Annotated in this window: 20 protein-coding genes and 1 riboswitch; of the genes, 9 read left to right on the top strand and 11 right to left on the bottom strand. The window is 60.4% G+C overall.

The window, feature by feature from the left end; all coding sequences use genetic code 11:
• Nucleotides 1-6: 6 nt before the first annotated feature.
• The 6 genes from ABNT42_RS20670 to ABNT42_RS20645 form a co-directional block, all read right to left on the bottom strand.
• Nucleotides 7-1134, bottom strand: coding sequence for a hypothetical protein (locus ABNT42_RS20670; protein WP_348700229.1), 1128 nt, complete (start codon nt 1132-1134; stop codon nt 7-9).
• A 66-nt stretch (nt 1135-1200) separates the two neighbouring features.
• Entirely contained in the window at nt 1201-1650 is a 450-nt protein-coding gene (gene dksA / locus ABNT42_RS20665) for an RNA polymerase-binding protein DksA (protein ID WP_155435421.1), read from the bottom strand.
• A gap of 89 nt (nt 1651-1739) precedes the next feature.
• Nucleotides 1740-2825 (bottom strand): GTP-binding protein, encoded by a 1086-nt coding sequence (locus tag ABNT42_RS20660; protein ID WP_348700224.1) that lies wholly within the window; start codon nt 2823-2825, stop codon nt 1740-1742.
• A 125-nt stretch (nt 2826-2950) separates the two neighbouring features.
• Entirely contained in the window at nt 2951-3886 is a 936-nt protein-coding gene (gene xerC / locus ABNT42_RS20655; RefSeq protein WP_348700222.1) for a tyrosine recombinase XerC, read from the bottom strand.
• A 10-nt stretch (nt 3887-3896) separates the two neighbouring features.
• A complete protein-coding gene (locus tag ABNT42_RS20650; RefSeq protein WP_348700221.1) occupies nt 3897-4565 on the bottom strand; it encodes a DUF484 family protein in 669 nt (222 codons plus the stop codon).
• A 119-nt stretch (nt 4566-4684) separates the two neighbouring features.
• Complete coding sequence (locus tag ABNT42_RS20645; protein WP_348700219.1) at nt 4685-5743, bottom strand: porin; 1059 nt, start codon at nt 5741-5743, stop codon at nt 4685-4687.
• Between the two features lie 423 nt (nt 5744-6166).
• On the opposite strand from ABNT42_RS20645, the gene ABNT42_RS20640 reads away from it, so the two are divergent.
• Nucleotides 6167-7738 carry a hypothetical protein gene (locus ABNT42_RS20640; protein ID WP_348700217.1) on the top strand — a complete coding sequence of 524 codons (1572 nt, stop codon included), beginning with the start codon at nt 6167-6169 and terminating at the stop codon, nt 7736-7738.
• Between the two features lie 8 nt (nt 7739-7746).
• Here the strand turns inward: ABNT42_RS20640 and dapF are convergent, their stop codons facing one another.
• From dapF to ABNT42_RS20625, 3 genes are read right to left on the bottom strand one after another with little or no spacing between them, the layout of a single operon-like run.
• Entirely contained in the window at nt 7747-8610 is an 864-nt protein-coding gene (gene dapF / locus ABNT42_RS20635; RefSeq protein WP_348700215.1) for a diaminopimelate epimerase, read from the bottom strand.
• Between the two features lie 15 nt (nt 8611-8625).
• Nucleotides 8626-9510: a lipid A biosynthesis acyltransferase gene (locus ABNT42_RS20630; protein ID WP_348700213.1), complete on the bottom strand. Its 885-nt coding sequence runs from the start codon at nt 9508-9510 to the stop codon at nt 8626-8628.
• On the bottom strand, nt 9507-10358 hold the full coding sequence (locus tag ABNT42_RS20625) for a lysophospholipid acyltransferase family protein (RefSeq protein WP_348700211.1): 852 nt from the start codon (nt 10356-10358) through the stop codon (nt 9507-9509). Before ABNT42_RS20625 ends, ABNT42_RS20630 begins: the two co-directional genes overlap by 4 nt.
• Nucleotides 10359-10553: 195 nt before the next feature.
• Here ABNT42_RS20625 and metK point away from each other — a divergent pair, with 195 nt between their 5' ends.
• Complete coding sequence (metK, locus tag ABNT42_RS20620) at nt 10554-11720, top strand: methionine adenosyltransferase (protein WP_348700209.1); 1167 nt, start codon at nt 10554-10556, stop codon at nt 11718-11720.
• A gap of 138 nt (nt 11721-11858) precedes the next feature.
• Here the strand turns inward: metK and ABNT42_RS20615 are convergent, their stop codons facing one another.
• On the bottom strand, nt 11859-12467 hold the full coding sequence (locus ABNT42_RS20615) for a hypothetical protein (RefSeq protein WP_348700207.1): 609 nt from the start codon (nt 12465-12467) through the stop codon (nt 11859-11861).
• Nucleotides 12444-12516: riboswitch (S-adenosyl-L-homocysteine riboswitch) on the top strand. It overlaps the preceding gene by 24 nt.
• A 28-nt stretch (nt 12517-12544) precedes the next feature.
• Between ABNT42_RS20615 and ahcY the strand changes: the two genes are divergently transcribed.
• The 3 genes from ahcY to metF all read left to right on the top strand — a co-directional run bounded on the left by ahcY (nt 12545) and on the right by metF (nt 15245).
• Nucleotides 12545-13972 (top strand): adenosylhomocysteinase, encoded by a 1428-nt coding sequence (gene ahcY / locus ABNT42_RS20610; protein ID WP_348700205.1) that lies wholly within the window; start codon nt 12545-12547, stop codon nt 13970-13972.
• A gap of 99 nt (nt 13973-14071) precedes the next feature.
• Nucleotides 14072-14422 (top strand): phage holin family protein, encoded by a 351-nt coding sequence (locus ABNT42_RS20605; RefSeq protein WP_155435409.1) that lies wholly within the window; start codon nt 14072-14074, stop codon nt 14420-14422.
• Nucleotides 14415-15245, top strand: coding sequence for a methylenetetrahydrofolate reductase [NAD(P)H] (gene metF, locus ABNT42_RS20600; protein WP_348700202.1), 831 nt, complete (start codon nt 14415-14417; stop codon nt 15243-15245). The genes ABNT42_RS20605 and metF overlap by 8 nt, the downstream gene beginning before the upstream one ends.
• Nucleotides 15246-15272: 27 nt before the next feature.
• Here the strand turns inward: metF and ABNT42_RS20595 are convergent, their stop codons facing one another.
• Nucleotides 15273-15863: a 5-formyltetrahydrofolate cyclo-ligase gene (locus tag ABNT42_RS20595; RefSeq protein WP_348700200.1), complete on the bottom strand. Its 591-nt coding sequence runs from the start codon at nt 15861-15863 to the stop codon at nt 15273-15275.
• Nucleotides 15864-15897: 34 nt separating this feature from the next.
• Here ABNT42_RS20595 and ABNT42_RS20590 point away from each other — a divergent pair, with 34 nt between their 5' ends.
• The 4 genes from ABNT42_RS20590 to ABNT42_RS20575 are packed head-to-tail and all read left to right on the top strand — an operon-like array spanning nt 15898 to nt 20523.
• The gene (locus tag ABNT42_RS20590; RefSeq protein ID WP_348700198.1) at nt 15898-17868 is read left to right on the top strand and encodes a transglycosylase SLT domain-containing protein; all 1971 of its coding nucleotides are present in this window, start codon (nt 15898-15900) and stop codon (nt 17866-17868) included.
• 23 nt (nt 17869-17891) lie between these two features.
• Nucleotides 17892-18608, top strand: coding sequence for a glutathione S-transferase family protein (locus tag ABNT42_RS20585; protein WP_348700196.1), 717 nt, complete (start codon nt 17892-17894; stop codon nt 18606-18608).
• 3 nt (nt 18609-18611) lie between these two features.
• Nucleotides 18612-19868, top strand: coding sequence for a multifunctional CCA addition/repair protein (locus ABNT42_RS20580; protein WP_348700194.1), 1257 nt, complete (start codon nt 18612-18614; stop codon nt 19866-19868).
• Entirely contained in the window at nt 19855-20523 is a 669-nt protein-coding gene (locus ABNT42_RS20575; RefSeq protein WP_348700192.1) for a GNAT family N-acetyltransferase, read from the top strand. Before ABNT42_RS20580 ends, ABNT42_RS20575 begins: the two co-directional genes overlap by 14 nt.
• The last annotated feature ends 158 nt before the right edge of the window (nt 20524-20681 follow it).

The following is a 20681-nucleotide window of genomic DNA, read 5'->3' as shown; positions in this document are numbered from 1 at the left end:
CAAGCTTCAGTATGGGCGTGGCACGATCTGGGCCAGCGTGGCATAGCCTTGCAGCCTCAATAGAGACGCCACCAGATGATTGACGTTGCGGAACTCGATATAGCTGACGGGCAGGCTGCTCAGGCAGGCCAGTAATTGCTGGGCGCAGATGTAGTCGAGCTGGCGCAGGCGGCTGCCGTCGAATATCAGGCGCGGGTGCTGTGCCGCATACGCGATGATGCGGGTTTGCAGTGAAGCCAGCGGCGCATGCATGGCCGCTGGCAACTCGAAGGCGTCGACGTTGGCCAGTGCGGCAGCGCGGCTGGCCGGCTGGCCAGTGCCGATGGCATCAGGTTGCGCGCGGAAAGAGGGGGGCGACACTTCGAACGTGGCGCAGTAATCGAGCGCAATCTGTTCGAACTCCGCTTCCCGGTTCAGCCGCTGCAGCAATTCCAGCAGCAATAGCCATGGAATGGCAGTGCTGTCGCGCTCGCCCGTCACCAGCGTGGCGCGCAGGGCATCGACTAGCGCTTCGGCACCCGTCAGGCGTAGTTCGGGCGGGCTGGCCTGTAGTGTGCTTAGCAGATCGGCCTGCGCGGTGTGGCTGTCGAATTGCTGCGTGGCTAGCGTTAGGCGGGCTGCCGGCGTGCTGGCGGGCGCGCGGGCGTGCCAGTCTGGCGGCGAGGTTTCGAAGCGCTGGGCATAGGCCAGCGACAGGGTATCGAAGGCGTCGCGCCGTTCGAGTAGCTGGTACAGGTCGAACAGCAGCCACCATAGCTCGGGTTGCTCGCATTCTGCCAGCCGGCTGGCCAGCAGTTCGGCCGCGACGTCGAACTGGCCATGGGCATACAGGATGGTGATTTCATCGGCCAGCGCAGCGCTTTCCGGGGTTGCCGCCGCATGCGGCAGTTCATCGTCGGCAGGCGCAGTGCTCGCCACAGCCGCTGGCGCTGGAGCGACGGCGGGCGTGGCAGCAGTGCTGGCGCTGGCAGACGGGAAGATATCGGCCGCCATGGCCGCTTCGATTTCGTCGATTTTGCGCGCAGCCTCGCGCGCCAGTTCGCGCTGGCGTTGTTGTTGCTGCAACTGCTGCTCGGCCGATGCTGGCGTCGCTGCAGCAGTGCCGCTCTTGCCTAGGCGGGAAAACAGACCCACGGTCATCCTCGTGAAGCAGAGTAAAAAAAAGCACGCGTTTGCGTGCTTTTTTAGTTTAGTGCGATGTTAGTCGCCGTACAACTTCTGTTTCAGCTCGCGGCGCTGCTGGGCTTCCAGCGACAGCGTAGCCGTCGGACGGGCGATCAGGCGCGGAATGCCGATTGGTTCGCCGGTTTCTTCGCACCAGCCATAGTCGCCACCATCAATGGCTACGATGGATTGCTGGACTTTTTTCAGCAGTTTGCGTTCGCGGTCGCGGGTACGCAGTTCCAGCGCATGCTCTTCTTCGATGGTTGCGCGGTCGGCCGGATCCGGCACCAGCACGGTTTCGCGCAGGTGTTCGGTGGTTTCGCCAGCGTTCTTCAGCAGCTCTTTTTCCAGCGCTTGCAGCTTGGCTTTGAAAAAGGCCATTTGTGCCGGATTCATATAATCCTTCTCATCCATCTTCAGAATTTCTTCTTCAGTCAGGATGCGTTCGGCTTCGGCGGCGGGGGTCGATTTATTAGTTTTGGTCATAACTTCGCTTACCTTCGATACGACAGAGTTTACATTTAATCAGCCCGAATTTTGTGGCTTTTTAGCCATCCCCACAAAACCCCGATAGTTTATACCAGACATTGTTCTAAACCGCTAATAAAGATGTCTTTCGGCAGATTTTTGCCGATAAATACCATTTTGCTGCCACGAACGTCGTTTTCTCCCCATTTGGCACCGAGGTCGCTGCCCATGATTTGATGCACGCCCTGGAACACCACCTTGCGGTCGGCTTCGCGCATCCACAGCACGCCCTTGTAGCGCAGCATGCGGGGACCGTAGGCATTTACCAGCCCGCCGAGGAAATCGTCGAGTTTGGCGGGATCGAACGGGCGGTTGCTCTTGAACACGAAGGCGGCGATATCGTCGCTGTGGTGGGCATGGTGGTGGTTATGGCCATGGCCATGGCCATGGTGTTCATGGTGATCGCAATGCTCATGTTCGTGATGATGATGGCCGCAGTGCTCGTCGTGCACATGGCCTTCTTCATGGGTCTGCTCGGTACGCAGGAAGTCCGGGTCCAGTTCCAGCTTATCGTTGAGCATGAAACCTTTCAGATCCAGCACTTCGGTCAGTGGGGCACGGCCGAAATCGCTGGTGCTGATAGGCGCACGGGGGTTGATGCGTTTCAGGCGTTCCGTCAGCGCGGCCAGCTGTTCCGGCGTGACCAGATCAGTCTTGGACAGCAGCAGCTTGTCGGCAAACCCGACCTGACGCTGGGCTTCTTCATGCTGATCCAGCTGGTCCATGGCGTGACGGGCATCCACCACCGTGACCACGGCATCGAGCATGTAGTAAGTGCCCACTTCTTCGTCGACGAAGAAGGTCTGCGCCACCGGACCGGGATTGGCCAGCCCTGTGGTTTCGATCACTACGCGGTCGAAATTCAGTGTGCCCGCTTCGCGCTGCTGTGCCAGCTTGCTGAGGGCCACGATCAGATCGCCGCGCACGGTGCAGCAGATGCAGCCGTTATTCATTTCGATGATCTGTTCGCCGCTATCCTGCACCAGGATTTCATTGTCGATATTTTCCTGACCAAACTCGTTTTCGATCACGGCAATGCGCATGCCATGCTGTTCCTGCAGGATGCGGTTGAGCAGGGTGGTTTTGCCGGCGCCGAGAAAGCCGGTGAGGATGGTGGTGGGTATCAATGCCATGGTGCTTACCAGTCTGATCTAGGGGCAACCTAGATGGGGGTGAAGTGCGGAAATGCAAGCGCCTGATTATGCCGGAATTCCGCGCCAGCGCGCAAACCGCACGATTGAGCCAGCGCAGGGGGCGTTTATTTTACTTTGGCGCGCGGGTGGGTCTGATCGTACACGGCGGCCAGATGCTGGAAGTCCAGCGCGGTATAGACTTGCGTCGAACTGATGCTGGTATGGCCCAGCATTTCCTGCACGGCGCGCAGATCGCCGGAAGATTGCAGCAAATGGGAAGCAAACGAGTGGCGTAGCATGTGCGGATGCACATGCACGGGCAGGCCTTGCGCTAGTCCCTGCGCTTGCAGACGCTGCTGTAGCACGCGCGGGCTGATCCGGCTGCCCCGTGTGCTGAGAAACAGGGCATTGCTGCCATCGCTAGGGGCGGGGCGTACGGCCAGCCAGGCTCGCACTGCCTCCAGCGCAGCTTGCCCGACGGGCACCACGCGCTGCTTGTTGCCTTTGCCGGTGACGATGACTTCTGCGCTGTCGGGCAATAGCCAGCCTTTGGCAGCGGGGCCGGCCTGTAGATCGAGCGCCGTCAGTTCGGATACCCGCAAGCCGCTGGAATACAGTAGTTCGAACATGGCGCGATTGCACAGCTGGGCAGGTTCGGGGCTGCTACCGGCATGCACTGCACTGCCGCTGACGAGAGCCACGGCATCGTCGATCGCCAGTGCGCGCGGCAGGCTTTTGGCCCGTTTCGGCGCGCGTACGCTCTGCACAGGATTGCTACTGACCAGTTGCTGTTCGCCCAGCCAGTCGAAAAAGCCGCGCCAGCTCGATAGCTTGCGGGCAATGGAGCGGGGATCTAAGCCCTGTGCGTGCAAGCTGGCCGCAAGGCGGCGGATCTGGTTGCTCTGGATGGCCGGCCAGTCTTGCCCCTGGGTAAGGCTGGCCAGTTGCTGCAGGTCGCGCCCGTAGGCGCTGACGGTATGGGGGGACAGCTGGCGCTGCGTGCGTAGCTGCGCCAGATAGCCGTCTATCCAGCCCAGTCTGGGGTCTGGATAGGCGTTCATGGGGGACCGATCAGGCCAGCAGCCAGGCCAGTGCCGTGCTGCTGGTTTCGCCGATATGTACCAGGAAGTCGGTCGCCATCAGCGAGGTGAAGCGGGCCGGATCTTCCGAGCCGAGGATCAGCAGGCCGAAGGCATCCTTGTTGCCCAGCTTGCGCAGGGGAATGATCACGGTCGAGGTGATGCCGGTCGGATCATCCAGCCAGCGCACGGCTTCGAAATCCTTGTTGGTACCGCAGTAAGGGGATTGCAGGCTGTTGGCGAAGATGCGGGCATCGTCTGTAACGCCGCGCACAAACCACTCGTCCTGATAGTCGGCTTCGGCGCCCCAGATACGCAAAGTTACTTGCGGCACATCAAAAGCGGTCTTCAGGCCGCTGGTCACAGCGTGTGGTATGGAACCCACATCTTCCGATTCCAGCAGGGTGCGAGTCCAGCGGTGGAACTTGTTGGCGATGGCTTCGTTTTCCGAGGCCAGACGCATGAGATTGCCCATGCGCAACTCCAGCGTCTTGTATTTGTCGCGCATGACTTCCATCTGGCGTTCCTGCAGCGAGACAGCGCGGCCAGTTACCGGGCTGGACAGCTTGATTTCCGCCAGCAGGTCAGCGTGTTCTTCGAAAAATTTCGGGTTGTCGCTCAGGTACTGGGCGACGAGGGTGGAATCCAGTGGGACAGTCATGGTGGTGCTTTATTAACTTGGTGAAAGATCGAGCTTCATTCTAAACGAAAAAAACGGACATGGTCACCCATGTCCGTGTTGGCTTCCGTCCGCTACCGGCCCTGACGGGCCGGTGTTGATTAGAAGTTGTGGTGGATACCCAGGCTGTAGAAGTTAGCCGTGGTCGTTGCCTTCTTGTTCGAGGCATCGATGTACAGATAGGTGCGTGGCGACAGGTTGTAGTCGTAGCCGATCGATACCTGTTTGGTTTTGGCGATGGCGGCGCTATGCAGGACATTGTCCGGATCTTTCTGGCCATAACCGAAGCGTACCAGACCGGCACCCACGGTGTAGTTGGCGCCCACCAGCCAGGCTTTGGTCTTAGGATTGACGGTGACGTTTTCCGTCTGGTCTTGCGACTGGTAGGAACCCATCAGCTTCAGCTCAGGCATCGGTTTGTACGAAGCGCCCAGCGACCAGATCTTGGTAGCGATGGCATTCTTTTCGTAGGCAGCGTAGGCGCCGAACGGGCCATTCATGGCCGTAGCGCTGAGCGAGTAAGGGGTGGTGGTTGGTGCCGAGTTAGCCGGGAATTGCGGGTTGGCCGCCGTACCTTTGCCGATGATGACAGGATTCTGGTTGGCTTCTTTGGCCTGTACCGTGACGTTCAGCTGGAACATGCCGCCAACGACAGGGCTGTTGTAGAACACCGAGTTGGAGAAACGGTTGCGCGAGTTGCCGGTGGTGCTCATCGGATCGCTGGTGTAGCCGGCTACTTGCAGGTCGGTCTGGTAACCGGCCACGGCTGGCAGGCCGCTCCATGGTTCGAACAGGGTGCTGGTTTCCTGGAAGGCGGTGAGACCGCGGCCCAGACGAACGGTACCGAAGTCGCCTTGCAGACCGACGCGGCTCTGACCCTGGAACAGCGGACGGCTATTCGCGCCCGAAGTGTTTTCGATGGTGCCGGTGTCTGGCTCGTAGCGGATTTCCAGCTGGAACAGAGCGCTCAGGCCGCTGCCCAGATCTTCCACGCCTTTGAAGCCCAGCTTGTTGTTATCGCGCTTGCCAACGGAGGTGGTGCCGCCCGTCAGTTTGGAAATACCTGCATCTACAGTGCCATAGATGGTCACGGACGATTGGGCATAGGCTGCGCCCGTAAATGCGCCCATGAGCGCCAGAGCCACTAAAGATTTTTTCATTTTAGCTATTCCTTTAAGAGTGAACATCAATACTTCTGAAGCTGAAGGGCGTGGTTTGAGCCCCGCGGATGCTGAAACCTTAATCTGCTGCTGCGGCAAAATCGTTGAAATGGTCGATTAGGACGCTTAATTTTGGTCGAAAGCCCGTCAAAATGGCGTTCCTGTTGTATTAATGAAACGCGCTAGCGGCTCCCTGCCTGTCCTGTCTCAACCATCAATTCCTTTCACACAGGCATCAATTTAGCTCTAGCGTACTCTGTTCCGTGGCAGGCGGCCTTTGAGCGATATCAAAATGTTCACCATATTCTTTGCTGTGTGGCGCCAATGGCACGCTACACTCTCCGTTACCAATGGTTGCCATAGACCTGAGCTTACAGGCAGAGAGCACCATCCGCTTCTATGAATCGGAGTAATAGAGAGACCATGGCGAATCGAGAAGAACTGGGGATCATACGTGGCGCGCGCGCAGGGGATGCAGCGTGCCAGTTGGCACTTGGCAAGCTTTATCTGTTTGGCGGCGCCAGCCTGCCGCGTAGTCTGCCAACCGCGTTGCACTGGCTGGATAGAGCGGCTAGCCAGCAGCAGGATGAAGCGTGGATGTTGATTGGTAGTTACATTCCTTACGAACAGGCACAGCACAAAATGCCTGAAGTGCTGGCATGGTACGAACGCGCCTATGGGGCCGGGATCGAACAGGCCGGTCTGGCGCTGGCCCAGCTGGTACTCCATGGCGGCAGCGCGCCGGCCGTGCAGGCGCTGCAGGGCAAGGCCCTGCAATTACTCGAAGCGTCGGCCCGTAGTGGCTGTGCCGAAGCCCAGTGGTTGCTGGCCCAGCAGCCGGTTGCGCGTGTGGCGGCTTGCGTTACCGACAGCGCAGGCGAGTGTGCCGAGCCGGCACTGGTGCCGGCCAGCGGCCAGCAGTGGCTGGCACGGGCGGCCGACAACGGTCTGGCCGCAGCCCAGTATGCCGTGCTGGAACAGGCATGGAATAGTGATCCCACCGCCTATCTGGAGCGCGCGCTGCCGCTGTCGCGCCAGTTGCTGGCCAGTGCCCCCATCGATGCCGAAGCGGCGCGCAATGTAGAGTGGGCTGTGCTGCCGGTGCAACTGACTATGCTGTCGCGCTGTGCCGAACTGCTGGAAGCGCGCGCCGACGACAGCGATCAGGCCCAGGCCGAGTTGCTGCAATATCGCGAACTGGCGGCCTATGGCGGCGACCGGCAGGCCCAGCTGGCGCTAGGGTTGTGGTTTGCCCGCATGGATGGCGAAGGGCGACGGCAGACGCACGGCATTGCTGCGGCCAACTTCAAGCGCGCCATCCGCTGGCTGACGCTGGCGGGCGAGCAGGGGCTGGCGGAAGCGTGGTTTGCCCTGTCGCGCATCTATCTGAAACCGGAATTTTCCCAGCGCTGCGTGGCCGAAGCCCAGCGCTACCTGGAGCGCGCCGCGGAGATGGGGCATAGCGCTGCCCAGCTGGAATGCGGCATGTATGCCTGGCGTAACCGTCGTACCGATGAACAGAGCGATGTGCGCGCCGCTTACTGGCTGCAGAAAGCCGTGGCACAAGGCTGTCGCGAAGCCGAAGTGGCGCTGGCGCGGGTGGCCGCGCCGCCCAAGCCTGCCCTGTGGGCGGAAACCATACTCAATAGTCTGAGCCGCGAATCGCTGGAATGCCAGCCTTTGCTGACGGCACGGCTGGAACTGGCCTGTCTGTTTGGCCTGAGCCGGCCGGAAGCATTGCTGCTGGATATACCCGCAGCCGATCAGGGCCATTGTCTGGTGATCGATATCCGTGCCAGCTATGGCCGCAGCAAGCGCCGGCTGGTGCTGCTGCGCACGGCGCGCGAACGGCAGGCACTGGACCGGCTGGTACGGCTGTTTGAACCGTTCGATAACAGTGCCGACGGCATCGAAGGCAATTACCGTCAGCGCCTGTACCGGCTGAAAACGTGGGCGCCTGTGGCCGCCCACGTGGACGACCTGCTGGCTGCCTGAGACGCTGATCAGATCTCGATTTCGCCTTCGAACACGGTGACGGCAGGGCCGGTGAGGAAGACCGGCTGACCCGCGCCGGCCCAGCTGATGGACAGCTGACCACCACGGGCATCGACCCGCACGGGACTATCGAGCAGGCCACGGCGGATACCGGCCACGGCAGCCGCGCAAGCGCCCGTACCGCAGGCCAGCGTTTCGCCCACGCCCCGTTCGAACACGCGCAGACGGATGTGATGGCGGTCGACGATCTGCATGAAACCCGCGTTGACGCGGTTAGGGAAGCGCGCATGGCGTTCGATCAGCGGGCCGCTCAGCTCTACTGGTGCCGTATCCACATCGTCCACTACCTGTACCGCGTGCGGGTTGCCCATCGATACTACCGAGACCAGCACTTCTTCGCGCGCACCTCCCAGTTCCAGCATCAGCGGCCACAGCAGGTCAGTACCTTGCGGCTGGCCTTGCAGATTTTCCGCATCGAACGGCACGCGGGCCGGTTCCAGCACGGGTGCCCCCATGTCCACGGTAATGCTGCCATCGTCTTCCAGCCGTGGGGCAATGATGCCGGCCTTGGTCTGCACCGTGATGCTGCGCTGATTGGTCAGGCCTTTTTCCGCGACGAATTTCACGAAGGCACGGGAACCATTGCCGCACTGTTCCACCTCACCGCCATCGGCGTTGAAAATCCGGTAGCGGAAATCACAGCCCGCTTCGGTTGGTTTTTCCACCAGCAGTATCTGGTCGGCGCCCACGCCGAAGCGGCGGTCGCCCAGCAGCTGCCATTGTTGCGGCGTGAAGCGGATATCCTGATTAATCCCGTCGATGACCACGAAGTCATTGCCGGCGCCATGCATTTTGGTGAATTTGAGTTTCATTGCAGTATTCTGTGCTTACGGTTTGGGCGCGCGCTGGTACAGCGACGGTTCGCCATTCGGACGGGTTTTGAAGCGTTTGTGGGTCCAGAAGTACTCTGCCGGCGCTTCGCGCACGCGTTCCTCGATAAAGGCATTCATGCGGCGGGTGGCGGCCACCATGTCGGTGCCGGGGTAATTGTCCCACACCGGATAGAATTTCACACGCCAGCCCTGGAAATTCGGCAGGAAGGTGGCGATCACCGGCATTACCTGCGCACCCGTGGTGGCGGCAATCCGTGCCGTGGCCGTCAGCGTGGCAGCGTCGATGCCGAAGAAGGGCACGAACTCGGCATCTTTCTCGCCGAAGTCCATATCCGGCAACATGAAGTAGGGCAGCTTGTCGCGCAGCGCCCGCATGATGGGCTTGATGCCATCCTGACGGGTGAACAGCTTGACGGGCTTGAAGCGCGAACGGCCGGCGCGCAGCACGCGGTCGAAAGCCAGATTCTTTTGCTGCACATACATCGAGGACGCACTGGTTTCCATCGCCACCGCGGCACCGGCCACATCGAGGCAGACGAAGTGGGGGCACAGCAGAATGGTGGGCTGGGCCGTCATCTGCTCGACAGGAACGCTGGCCGGATCGAGCTGGATCAGGCGGCGCAGACGGGCTTCCGATGCCCACCACAGCACGCCCCGCTCCCACACGCTGCGCGAGTAGGCCTGAAAGTGCTGGCGTGCCAGTACGACGCGTTCAGCTTCCGTCAGTTCCGGCATGCACAGGCGCAAGTTGGTCAGGGTGATATGGCGGCGTGCCGGCAGCAGGATGAACAACAGGCTGCCGATCAGATTACCGAAGCGGCCCAGCAGGGGCAGGGGCAGCCAGTGCAGCAGCCACATAAAACCGAGTAATAACTTCATGACTGCGCTCCTGCGTCCGGTGCGCTGATGCCGGCTGGTACTTTGTAGCGGTTATAGCTCCAGAAATATTGCGACGGGCAACGGGCAATCAGGCATTCCATTGCGTGGTTGATGGTCTGGGCCTGTTCGGCCGCACTGCCTTCCAGCGACCCTTCAAACGGTACGAAGCGGATCACATAGCCGCGTCCGCCCGGCAGACGTTCGGCGTAGGTGACGATGATGGTGGCGTCGCCCATTTGCGCCAGTTTGGCCGGCAGCGTCATGGTGTAGGCCTGTCGGCCGAAGAAAGTGGCCCAGACGCCTTCGCCTTCCTGCGGCACCTGATCGGGCAGCAGGCCGATAGGCTTGCCCTTTTTCAGGGTCTTGGCCAGCATGCGCACGCCCGACATATTGGCCGGCGCCAGCAGCAGGTTGTCGCGCGCACGGGCGCCTTCGATCAGCGGCTTGAGCGCGGCTTTTTTCGGTGGGCGGTACATCACCATCAGTTCCGTGCGCAGAGCGATTTCCTGTGCAACGATTTCGAAGCAGCCCAGATGGGGGGTCAGAAACACAATCCCGCGACCTGCATCAAGTTCCGTCTGGACTAGCGACCAGCCTTCATCGCTGGCATGGCGCGAAACCCGTTCCGGCTTGGCGCACCAGATGAAGGGCAGTTCGACGATGGATTTGCCCGCTTCGGCAATGGCGGCGGACAGGTGCTGGCCATAGCCGGCCTGACGCAGATTGTCGCGCATGCGGCGGCGATACGAGGCCGAGCTCAGATATACCAGCCAGCCCAGCACGCTGCCTAAAGCATGCAAAATTGGCAAAGGTAAGATGGAAAAAGCGCGAAATATGGGAACTAACATGAGAAATTCATCTAGGTTACGGTGCTGCGGGCAGGTGTTGCTGTGCCAAAATTTTCAAAGAAGCGTAAAATACCACGTTAGCAGTAACCGCTGAGTTAACAGACAACTTGCGAAGCGGAATATAAATGTCGCTAAAGCGTCGCAAGCCGTATTGGTAAGCGACCGTTATTCTTCACCAATCTTCAGGAGCTTGCGATGTCTAATGATTATCTTTTCACTTCCGAATCCGTTTCGGAAGGCCACCCCGACAAAGTTGCCGACCAGATTTCCGATGCGATTCTGGACGCGATTCTGACCCAGGACCCGAAAGCCCGTGTTGCCGCAGAAACCCTGTGCAATACCGGTCTGGTTGTACTGGCCGGTGAAATCACCACCCACGCCAATGTTGATTATATTCAAGTTGCGCGCGAAACCATCAAACGTATCGGTTACGACAACACCGAATACGGTATCGATTACAAAGGCTGCGCTGTGCTGGTGGCCTACGACAAGCAGTCGCCCGACATCGCGCAAGGCGTGGATGAAGGCGCAGGCATTGATCTCGATCAAGGCGCGGGCGATCAGGGCCTGATGTTCGGCTACGCCTGCGATGAAACGGCGGAACTGATGCCAGCTGCCATTCACTATTCGCACCGTCTGGTCGAGCGCCAGTCGCAACTGCGTAAAGATGGCCGTCTGCCATGGCTGCGTCCGGATGCCAAATCGCAGGTGACTCTGCGCTACGTCAACGGCCGTCCGGTGGCGGTGGATACGGTTGTGCTGTCGACCCAGCATGCGCCGGAAATGGAGCACAAGCAGATCGAAGAAGCGGTGATCGAAGAGATCATCAAGCCGGTGCTGCCACGCGAATGGCTGACCAACACCCGCTATCTGGTCAACCCGACCGGCCGTTTCGTGATCGGTGGCCCGCAGGGTGACTGCGGTCTGACGGGCCGCAAGATCATCGTCGATACCTATGGTGGCGCCAGCCCGCACGGCGGCGGTGCGTTCTCCGGTAAAGACCCATCGAAAGTCGACCGCTCGGCAGCCTACGCGGCCCGTTACGTGGCGAAGAACGTGGTAGCGGCCGGTCTGGCGCGCCAGTGCCAGGTGCAGGTCAGCTACGCGATCGGTGTGGCCCGTCCGATCAATATCACCGTGTACACCGAAGGTACGGGCGTGATTCCGGACGAGAAAATCGCCGAACTGGTGATGGCGCACTTCGACCTGCGTCCGAAAGGCATCGTGCAGATGCTCGATCTGCTGCGTCCTATCTACGCCAAAACGGCAGCTTACGGTCACTTCGGCCGTGAAGAGCCGGAGTTCACCTGGGAGCGCACCGACAAGGCTGCCATCCTGCGCGACGCTGCCGGTCTGAAGTAATCCCGCCCAGCGCGGCCCACGCCGCCTGTCATCAAACGCCCCGCTCGCCCTGCGTCAGCGGGGCGTTTCATTTGGGACGTGGTGGTGGTGGTGGCGGTGGTTTAAGCGGCAGATAGCGCCGCAGATATTCATCGCGATTCATAACGTACTCCGGTTTTTGATTTCTGCATCGACAGCGCTCTGGGCGGCTTGCCGTATGCCGCGAGTCAGCAACAGGTCGAAATCCGTACTTTGCAATTCGGCGCGAAAGCGTTCGCGCAGTGCCAGTAAGCGACGCTCAAACAGCACGATGGGAAAGCGTGTATTGATGCGCATTCGTACCATGAGTGTTTCTACGTCGATCTTTAGTGTCTTCATACCAGATGCCGAAGCAGTGTGCTGTTTGACTCGTTCGATGACATTAAGTTGCTTCGAAATGATGGCGAGCAGCGTACTGGCCGATGTTAGCAACGGCCACAGGACAGTGTAGCTCGCGTTATTCCAGAATATCAGTCCGGCAAGCGCAGAGCCTGCCGATGCAATGGCCAGCATGATACGTGTCGTGCTATCCAGCTTCACCCAGCGAGAAAGTAGTTGATGTTCGATTTGCAAGGCGTAGTGCACCTGATAGTGCAGTTGGTAGGCTTCCGCCCAGATTGCATCACGTGGATCGGTTACCATGGTTTTCGCTCCCGTCGCAGCACCGTCTTGCTGATTTTTGCTGCATTTGATGGTAAAATCCTGCTTCCGAGGAGCGTTGCGACGCATCAAAACTTTGATGCGCCAGGCTCGGAGTCCCAAACCGCGCTCACGTTACTTTTTTCACCACATGAAAGGAGGGCGTGATGAACGCCGTACTCAAATCTTCCCAAGACTATCTGGTTGCCGACATTTCGCTGGCAGGCTGGGGTAACAAAGAAATCAAGATTGCAGAAACCGAAATGCCGGGCCTGATGGCGATCCGCGAGGAATACGCCGCTAGCCAGCCGCTGAAAGGCGCACGCATCACCGGTTCGCTGCACATGACCATCCAGACCGCCGTACTGATCCAGACGCTGGAAGCGCTGGGTGCACAGGTACGCTGGGCTTCGTGCAACATCTACTCGACGCAGGATCACGCCGCTGCTGCCATCGCCGCCAACGGCACCCCTGTGTTCGCCATCAAAGGCGAAACGCTGGATGAATACTGGGACTACACCCACCGCATCTTCGAGTGGCCAGCCGATGCGGCCGGCAATGCCGTGTACTCCAACATGATTCTGGACGATGGCGGCGACGCAACCCTGCTGCTGCATCTGGGCGCCCGTGCCGAAACCGATATCTCGGTGCTGGCCAACCCCGGTTCGGAAGAAGAAATCTGCCTGTTCAACGCCATCAAAGCCCATCTGGCGAAAGATCCGCAGTGGTACTCCAAGCGTCTGCCGCACATTCTGGGCGTGACCGAAGAAACCACTACCGGCGTGCACCGCCTGTACCAGATGCACAAGGAAGGCAAGCTGCACTTCCCAGCAATCAACGTTAACGACTCCGTCACCAAATCGAAGTTCGACAACCTGTACGGCTGCCGCGAATCGCTGGTCGACGGTATCAAGCGCGCTACCGACGTGATGGTGGCCGGTAAGATCGCCGTGATCGCCGGTTACGGTGACGTGGGCAAAGGTTCGGCTCAGGCTATGCGCGCGCTGTCGGCCCAAGTATGGGTGACCGAAATCGATCCGATCTGCGCACTGCAGGCGGCGATGGAAGGCTACCGCGTTGTCACCATGGACTACGCTGCCGAACACGGCGACATCTTCGTCACCTGCACCGGCAACTACCATATCCTGACCGAAGAGCACATGCTGAAGATGAAGGATCAGGCCATCGTCTGCAACATCGGCCACTTCGACAACGAGATCGATGTTGCTGCGCTGAAGAAGTACACCTGGGAAAACATCAAGCCACAGGTCGATCACGTGATCTTCCCATCGGGCAAGCGCATCATTCTGCTGGCCGAAGGCCGTCTGGTGAATCTGGGTTGCGGTACGGGTCACCCTTCGTACGTGATGTCGTCCTCGTTCGCCAACCAGACCATCGCCCAGATCGAGCTGTACGCTAACACCGACAAATATCCGGTTGGCGTGTACGTGCTGCCTAAGCATCTGGACGAGAAAGTCGCCCGTCTGCAGCTGAAGAAGCTGAATGCCCAGCTGACCGTGCTGACCGCTGAACAGGCTGCCTACATCGGCGTGTCGCAGGAAGGTCCGTACAAGCCTGAGCACTACCGCTATTAATCTGCGCTATTAACTGTAATCCGGCCTAGGCCGGCGTTGTGTCGCTGCCAGCAATGGCAGGCAGCGGCACAGCTTCCCTACTTGCAGCGAGTCTCTATTATGCGTTTGGTCCTTACCTGGTTAATCAATGCAATTGCCTTGCTGGCGATTCCCTACCTGATGCATTCCGTCGAGGTCACAAGCCTCGGTGCAGCCCTCGTCGCGGCTTTGGTTCTGGGTCTGGTAAATACGCTGATCCGCCCCGTATTGCTGCTGCTGACCTTGCCCGTGACTCTGGTGTCGCTGGGTCTGTTCATCTTCATCATCAATGGCTTCATGTTCTGGCTGGTCGCCCAGTGGGTGGACGGTTTCCATGTCGACAGCTTCCTGTCGGCCATCGGTGGCGCATTGCTGTACAGCGTGATTTCCTGGGCCCTCACGACTCTTTTCTTGAAGAACTCCGATGGCTAATCATAATTTCAGTATTGAATTCTTTCCGCCCAAGACGGCGGAAGGGGCGGAAAAGCTGCGCGTCACGCGCGCCAAGCTGTCCGAGCTGCATCCCAAGTATTTCTCGGTAACCTTTGGTGCTGGCGGCACCACCCAGCGCGGTACGCTCGATACCGTGGTGGAAATTCTGGCAGCCGGTGAAGATGCTGCGCCCCACCTGTCCTGCGTGGGTGGCACGCGTGCATCGATCCGCCAGATTCTCAACGAATACAAGTCGCACAATATCCGCCGTCTGGTGGCGCTACGCGGCGACCTGCCCAGCGGTTATGGGGCGGCCGGCGAATTCCGTTACGCCAATGAGCTGGTGGAATTCATCCGTGCCGAAACGGGCGACTGGTTCCACATCGAAGTGGCGGCCTATCCGGAAGTCCACCCGCAGGCCCGTTCGCCGCAGGATGACCTGTTGGCCTTCGAGCGCAAGGTAAAAGCCGGTGCCAATTCCGCCATTACCCAGTATTTCTACAATGCCGACGCTTACTTCCAGTTCGTCGAGCAGACCCGGAAGCTGGGTATCGATGTACCGGTGGTGGCCGGCATCATGCCGATCACCAACTACACCCAGCTGATGCGTTTCTCGGATATGTGCGGTGCCGAGATCCCACGCTGGGTACGCCTGAAACTGGCCAGCTTCGGCGACGATAGCGCGTCCATCAAGGCTTTCGGTCTGGATGTAGTGAGCGCACTGTGCGAACGCCTGCTGGCCGGTGGCGCACCGGGGCTGCACTTCTACAGCATGAATCAGGCAGCGGCCACCACGGCGCTGTGGCAGCGGCTGGTCAAGTAATAGCGTGCTTGAACGCTTGTTGGCGTTCTATTCCGTGATGATGTGGTCGAGCGCCACATCATGGCGGTCTGCAGCAAAATCAGCGCGCAGGCACTGGTAGGCAATGCCCAGTGTCTGCGGCCGCGGTGTCGCGGCCAGCGTGCGATCGTAATACCCGCCACCGTAGCCCATACGGTAATTCCCTTCATTAAAGCCCAGACAGGGCACCAGCATGGCAGCCGGATACTCGGCCTGCAGACGCAAGTCCTGCGGCACCGCCACTCCCATTGCATCTTGCAGCATGGCTTCACCGATACGCCATTCCGCAAAGGCCAGCGGCGCATCTTTTTCCAGTACCACCGGCAGTAGCAGACGGGCACCGCGTGCGGCCAGTTCCGCATAGGCCACATGCAGATCGGGCTCATCCTTGAGGGGCCAGTACACGGCCAGCGAGGCTGGCTGCGCCTGCTGCCACCATGTTAGCAGGCGCTGGCCTATGGCCTGATCCCACGCCGCCTTGCTGGCGCTATCGATGGCGCGGCGGCGCAGGCGCAACTGCTTGCGCCATAACGCCTTCTGCTCGGCCGGCAGGGCTGGTGGTTCCGTCGTGGCGCATGGTATTCTAGGGTCGCTGGTCATCGCTTCGGTTTTTCAGACTTTAGAGAGTTGTAGATTGAGTTATGCATTGAAATGGATCGCCAGCGCAGCCTTGCTGGCGCTGACCCTGACGGCCCACGCCGAAGATATCGGCGATGACGGCCGTCGCGCCGACGACGCCTTCCTGCTGCTGCGCGACGCGGTGCGGCAGGATGATGCAGCCAAGGCCGATTTCTATGCCAACCGTCTGGCCAGTTATTCGATTCCTTCCTACGTTGATTATTATCGGCTGAAACCGCGTCTGAAGGATGCCAGCAATGGCGAAATCCGCGATTTTTTCAAGCGCTACGAAGGTCAGGCTATCGTTGACCGTCTGCGTAACGACTGGCTGCTGGAACTGGGCCGCAAGCGCGACTGGACCACCTTTGACGAACAACTGCCGTTGTTTGTGTTGAACGACGACGTGCAGGTGAAATGCTATGCGCTGCAATCGCGTGCGCTGAAGGGCCAGAAAGTCGCCAGCGATGCGCGCGAAGTGCTGACGGCGCCGAATGGTTACGGCGAACCGTGCGCGGGCCTGATCGCCACCCTGTATGCGGCCGGCCAGTTCAATACCGACGACCTGTATGCGCAGTTGCGCCTGTCCGGCGAGTACAACGCCACGGGGCAGGCACGCCGCATCGTTGCGCTGTTAAACGGTAACGAGAAGCGCGCCGTGCAGGCGGTGGATCTGCCGGCAGTTGCCCTGACCAAGGGCGTGGGCAGCGGCCGCACCGAACATGAAATCTTCATCGTCGCGCTGGGGCGCATGGCCAAGACCAGCGTCAAGCTGGCCAAGCTGGCGCTGCAGCGCGCGACACCCAAACTGAGTGCGCTGGAACAGCAGGAGGCATGGGCGGCGATTGCGCTGCAATCGTCCTACACACTGGCGCCGGAGACTAGCGACTACTGGCATAAATCGCAGGGCGCAGCTCTGTCCATCGACCAGTTGCAATGGAAAACCCGCATCGCCCTGCGTAACGGCGACTGGAAAACCGTGCGCCAGACTATCCGTGCCATGCCCGCCTCGCTGCGCAGCGAACCGGTCTGGGTGTACTGGCTGGCGCGCGCTCAGATGGCCGATGCAGGCAGTAGCCAGCCGAGTGGCGAAGCGGCCCAGCTGCTGCGCAGCATCGCCGAGCAGCCGAATTTCTATGGCCAGCTGGCCGGTGAAGAACTGGGCAGACTGGTCACCATTCCGCAGGCTGGCCCGCCCATCAGTCAGGCCGAGGTAGCGCCGTTTGCCAGCAATCCGAATTTCCAGCGCGCGCTCAAGTTCTTCTCCATGCGCCTGCGCTTTGAAGGTACACGCGAATGGAACTGGGGCTTGCGCGGCCTGAGCGAACGCGAACATCTGGCGGCGGCCGAATTCGCCCGCCAGAACAACATCCTCGACCGCATGGTCAACACCTCGGACCGCACCCGATTGCAGGTGGACTACACCCAGCGCTTCCCTTCGCCCCACCATGACATCATGCACCCCACCACCCAGACGCTGGGGCTGGACAAGGCATGGGTGTATGGTTTGATCCGGCAGGAATCGCGCTTCATCATGGATGCGCAGTCGCATGTGGGGGCGTCCGGTCTGATGCAGGTGATGCCGTCGACGGGACGCTGGGTGGCCAAGAAAATCGGCCTGACCGACTTTGCCCAGGAAATGCTGAGCGATGTGCGTACCAATATTCTGCTCGGCGCCAATTACATGAATATGGTGCTGGGGAATATGGACGGCTCGCAGGTGCTGGCCACGGCCGCGTATAACGCGGGGCCGGGCCGTCTGCGCAGCTGGCGCAGCACCTTGAACAAGCCGATGGAAGGCGCCGTGTTCATCGAATCGATCCCGTTCTTCGAGACCCGCGTGTATGTGAAAAACGTGATGTCGAATACCGCCTATTACGCCGCTCTGTTCGAGGGCCGGCCACAGTCGCTCAAGCTGCGGCTGGGGAATGTCGCGCCCAAAGGCTATAGCGAACAGGAACAGCAGGAAAGCAGCTTCGGCGCACGCTGAAGCACCACTCATACGGAACCGCCATGCACACTACCAAACTCGATCCTAGCCTGACCCAGACTCTGGCCGCCGCGCGCGCTCCCGGCCTGACGCTGGTCATCGGTAACAAAAACTACTCGTCGTGGTCGATGCGGCCGTGGGTGGCCATGACGGCGTTCGGCATACCGTTCCAGGAAGTGCGCGTGCTGCTGGACCAGCCCGACACGGCCAACCGCATCTGCGAATACACGGCCAGTGGCCGCGTGCCCGTGCTGCTGGCGGGCGAGATGACCATCTGGGACAGTCTGGCCATCTGCGAATATCTGGCCGAGCAGTTCCCCGAACTGCATTTGTGGCCGCAGGATGTAGCTGCGCGCGCCATGGCGCGTTCCATCTGCGCAGAGATGCACGCAGGGTTCAGCGATCTGCGTAACGCCATGTCGATGAATATCCGCGCCAGCTATCCGGGCAAAGGCCGCACCAACGGCTCGCAGGCCGATATCGGCCGCATCTGCGAAATCTGGGAAGAATGCCTGGCGCGCTTCGGCCACCACCAGTTCCTGTTCGGCGAATTCTCGCTGGCCGATGCCTTCTACGCACCCGTGGTGATGCGCTTCCGTACCTATGGCGTGGCACTGGCGCCGGCGCTGGAAGCCTACTGCCAGCGCGTGATCGCCCATCCGGCCGTGGCGCGCTGGATCAGCGAAGCGCTGGCCGAAACCGAGCGCGCCGCCAAGCACGACGCCGATATGCCGGATTAAGCCATGCAGATCTATGTTGTCGGTGGCGCCGTGCGCGATCGCCTGCTGGGGCTGGACGTGCAGGATCACGATCACGTGGTGGTTGGTGCCACACCCGAGGACATGCTGGCGCAGGGCTTCCGTCCCGTCGGCAAGGACTTCCCCGTGTTCCTGCATCCAAAAACCCAGGAAGAATATGCCCTGGCCCGTACCGAGCGCAAGACCGCGCCCGGCTACAAAGGCTTTGTGTTCCACACTTCGCCCGACGTCACGCTGGAAGAAGACCTGATCCGGCGCGACCTCACCATCAACGCCATCGCCCGCGCGGAAGATGGCACGCTGACCGACCCATATGGCGGCGTGCGCGATCTGGAGCAGCGCATCTTCCGCCATGTCTCGCCCGCGTTCGAGGAAGATCCCGTGCGCATACTGCGGCTGGCGCGCTTTGCTGCCCGCTTTGCTGATTTCACCATAGCGCCGGAAACCATGGAGCTGATGCAGCAGATGGTGGCCAAGGGCGAAGTCGATGCACTGGTGCCGGAACGGGTATGGCAGGAACTCTCGCGCGGGCTGATGGAAGCTAAGCCATCGCGCATGCTGGAAGTGCTACGCGCCTGTGGCGCACTGGCGCGCATCGTGCCGGAGCTTAATGCCCTGTGGGGCGTGCCGCAGCCGGAGAAATGGCATCCCGAAATCGATACGGGCCTCCATGTGCTGCAGGTGATCGACTGTGCGGCCGAACTGGGCATGGAACTGCCGGTGCGAGTGGCCTGTTTGCTACACGATCTGGGCAAGGGCGTGACGCCGTCCGCCAACTGGCCGGCCCACCATGGTCATGAAGAGCTGGGCGTGGCGCTGGTAGAAGCCGTATGCCAGCGCCTGCGCGTACCGACCGAATGCCGCGATCTGGCCGTGATGACCACGCGCGAACATGGCAATGTGGGACGGGCGCTGCAACTGCGCGCCAACACCATGGTGAAGCTGCTGGAGCGCTGCGACGCGTTCCGCAAACCGGCCCGCTTTATCCAGATGCTGGCCGCCACGGAATGCGATTCGCGCGGCCGCATCGGCGCGCAGGCCAGCTTCCGTGATACACCGTTCCCCCAGCGCGCCCATCTGGAGCAAGCACTGGCAGCAGCCCGCGCGGTCGATGCTGGCGCGATTGCGCGCAGTTGCAGCGAGCAGCCCGCGCAGATACCCCAGCGCGTACATCAGGCGCGCGTGCATGCGGTGGCGGCAGCGCTACCATCGAGTCAGGTAGGCGACGATGGAATCGCCTGATCTGTTCCAGAACCCTTTGCGCCGCTGGCGTGCTGGCAAGCGCCGGCCCACGGTGCTGGTCAAGGAATTGCATGAGCGGGACCGCCGCCGCGTGGTCAAACACTTTCTCGGACTGGAAGCCAGCGACCGCCTGCTGCGCTTCGGCAGCATGCTGCCGGACGAACAAGTAGAGAACTATGCGAACGGCATCGATTTCACGCGCGACATGGTGTTTGGCGTCTACAACCGCGTCTTCAAGCTGGTGGCGGTCGGCCATCTGGCGTTTGCCCCGCGCGACGCAAGCCGTGGCGAAGTGACAGAAAAAGAGCGGGTAGCCGAATTTGGCGTCTCGGTCAGCCGATCGGCGCGCGGCAAGGGCGTGGGCTCCAAACTGTTCGAACGGGCCGCCATCCATTGCCGCAATAGCGACGTAGACACCTTATATATGCACTGCCTATCGTCGAACAAAACCATGATGCACATCGCCCGCAAGGCGGGCATGGAAATCCACCGAGACTATGGCGAAGCGGACGCCTACCTGAAATTACCGCCGGCCAATCCGGCCAGCGTACTGCAGGAAGCGCTAGACGAACAGTTCGCCACACTCGACTACACCCTGAAAGCCAACAAACGCTTCGCCCTCAAATGGCTGGACCGCCTGCTAGGCCGCAAATAACTTCGGGGTCAGATCTGTCATTCGGACATCGAGGGTGTACCTTTAAGCTAGCGCAATACCCTGGCTAGCCTATTAGTGCGGGTATTTAGTTGCAGCTTGCTAATCAGCAGAGTCTGATGGTCAATCAGGACTAACAAGTAAAGAGCGCAGCTTGAGTG

The sequence above is a fragment of the Duganella fentianensis genome, from assembly GCF_964031615.1.
Taxonomy (GTDB): domain Bacteria; phylum Pseudomonadota; class Gammaproteobacteria; order Burkholderiales; family Burkholderiaceae_D; genus Rugamonas; species Rugamonas fentianensis_A.
Note: the sequence above shows the minus strand (reverse complement) of the source record. Positions and strands in the feature narration are given on the sequence as shown.

Excerpts from the sequence above, each read along its gene's own strand:
- dksA (WP_155435421.1), bottom strand. The coding sequence starts at position 1,650 with ATGACCAAAACTAATAAATCGACCCCCGCCGCCGAAGCCGAACGCATC.
- ABNT42_RS20660 (WP_348700224.1), bottom strand. The coding sequence starts at position 2,825 with ATGGCATTGATACCCACCACCATCCTCACCGGCTTTCTCGGCGCCGGC.
- xerC (WP_348700222.1), bottom strand. The coding sequence starts at position 3,886 with ATGAACGCCTATCCAGACCCCAGACTGGGCTGGATAGACGGCTATCTG.
- ABNT42_RS20650 (WP_348700221.1), bottom strand. The coding sequence starts at position 4,565 with ATGACTGTCCCACTGGATTCCACCCTCGTCGCCCAGTACCTGAGCGAC.
- ABNT42_RS20645 (WP_348700219.1), bottom strand. The coding sequence starts at position 5,743 with ATGAAAAAATCTTTAGTGGCTCTGGCGCTCATGGGCGCATTTACGGGC.
- ABNT42_RS20640 (WP_348700217.1), top strand. The coding sequence starts at position 6,167 with ATGGCGAATCGAGAAGAACTGGGGATCATACGTGGCGCGCGCGCAGGG.
- dapF (WP_348700215.1), bottom strand. The coding sequence starts at position 8,610 with ATGAAACTCAAATTCACCAAAATGCATGGCGCCGGCAATGACTTCGTG.
- ABNT42_RS20630 (WP_348700213.1), bottom strand. The coding sequence starts at position 9,510 with ATGAAGTTATTACTCGGTTTTATGTGGCTGCTGCACTGGCTGCCCCTG.
- ABNT42_RS20625 (WP_348700211.1), bottom strand. The coding sequence starts at position 10,358 with ATGTTAGTTCCCATATTTCGCGCTTTTTCCATCTTACCTTTGCCAATT.
- metK (WP_348700209.1), top strand. The coding sequence starts at position 10,554 with ATGTCTAATGATTATCTTTTCACTTCCGAATCCGTTTCGGAAGGCCAC.
- ABNT42_RS20615 (WP_348700207.1), bottom strand. The coding sequence starts at position 12,467 with ATGCGTCGCAACGCTCCTCGGAAGCAGGATTTTACCATCAAATGCAGC.
- ahcY (WP_348700205.1), top strand. The coding sequence starts at position 12,545 with ATGAACGCCGTACTCAAATCTTCCCAAGACTATCTGGTTGCCGACATT.
- ABNT42_RS20605 (WP_155435409.1), top strand. The coding sequence starts at position 14,072 with ATGCGTTTGGTCCTTACCTGGTTAATCAATGCAATTGCCTTGCTGGCG.
- metF (WP_348700202.1), top strand. The coding sequence starts at position 14,415 with ATGGCTAATCATAATTTCAGTATTGAATTCTTTCCGCCCAAGACGGCG.
- ABNT42_RS20595 (WP_348700200.1), bottom strand. The coding sequence starts at position 15,863 with ATGACCAGCGACCCTAGAATACCATGCGCCACGACGGAACCACCAGCC.
- ABNT42_RS20585 (WP_348700196.1), top strand. The coding sequence starts at position 17,892 with ATGCACACTACCAAACTCGATCCTAGCCTGACCCAGACTCTGGCCGCC.
- ABNT42_RS20580 (WP_348700194.1), top strand. The coding sequence starts at position 18,612 with ATGCAGATCTATGTTGTCGGTGGCGCCGTGCGCGATCGCCTGCTGGGG.
- ABNT42_RS20575 (WP_348700192.1), top strand. The coding sequence starts at position 19,855 with ATGGAATCGCCTGATCTGTTCCAGAACCCTTTGCGCCGCTGGCGTGCT.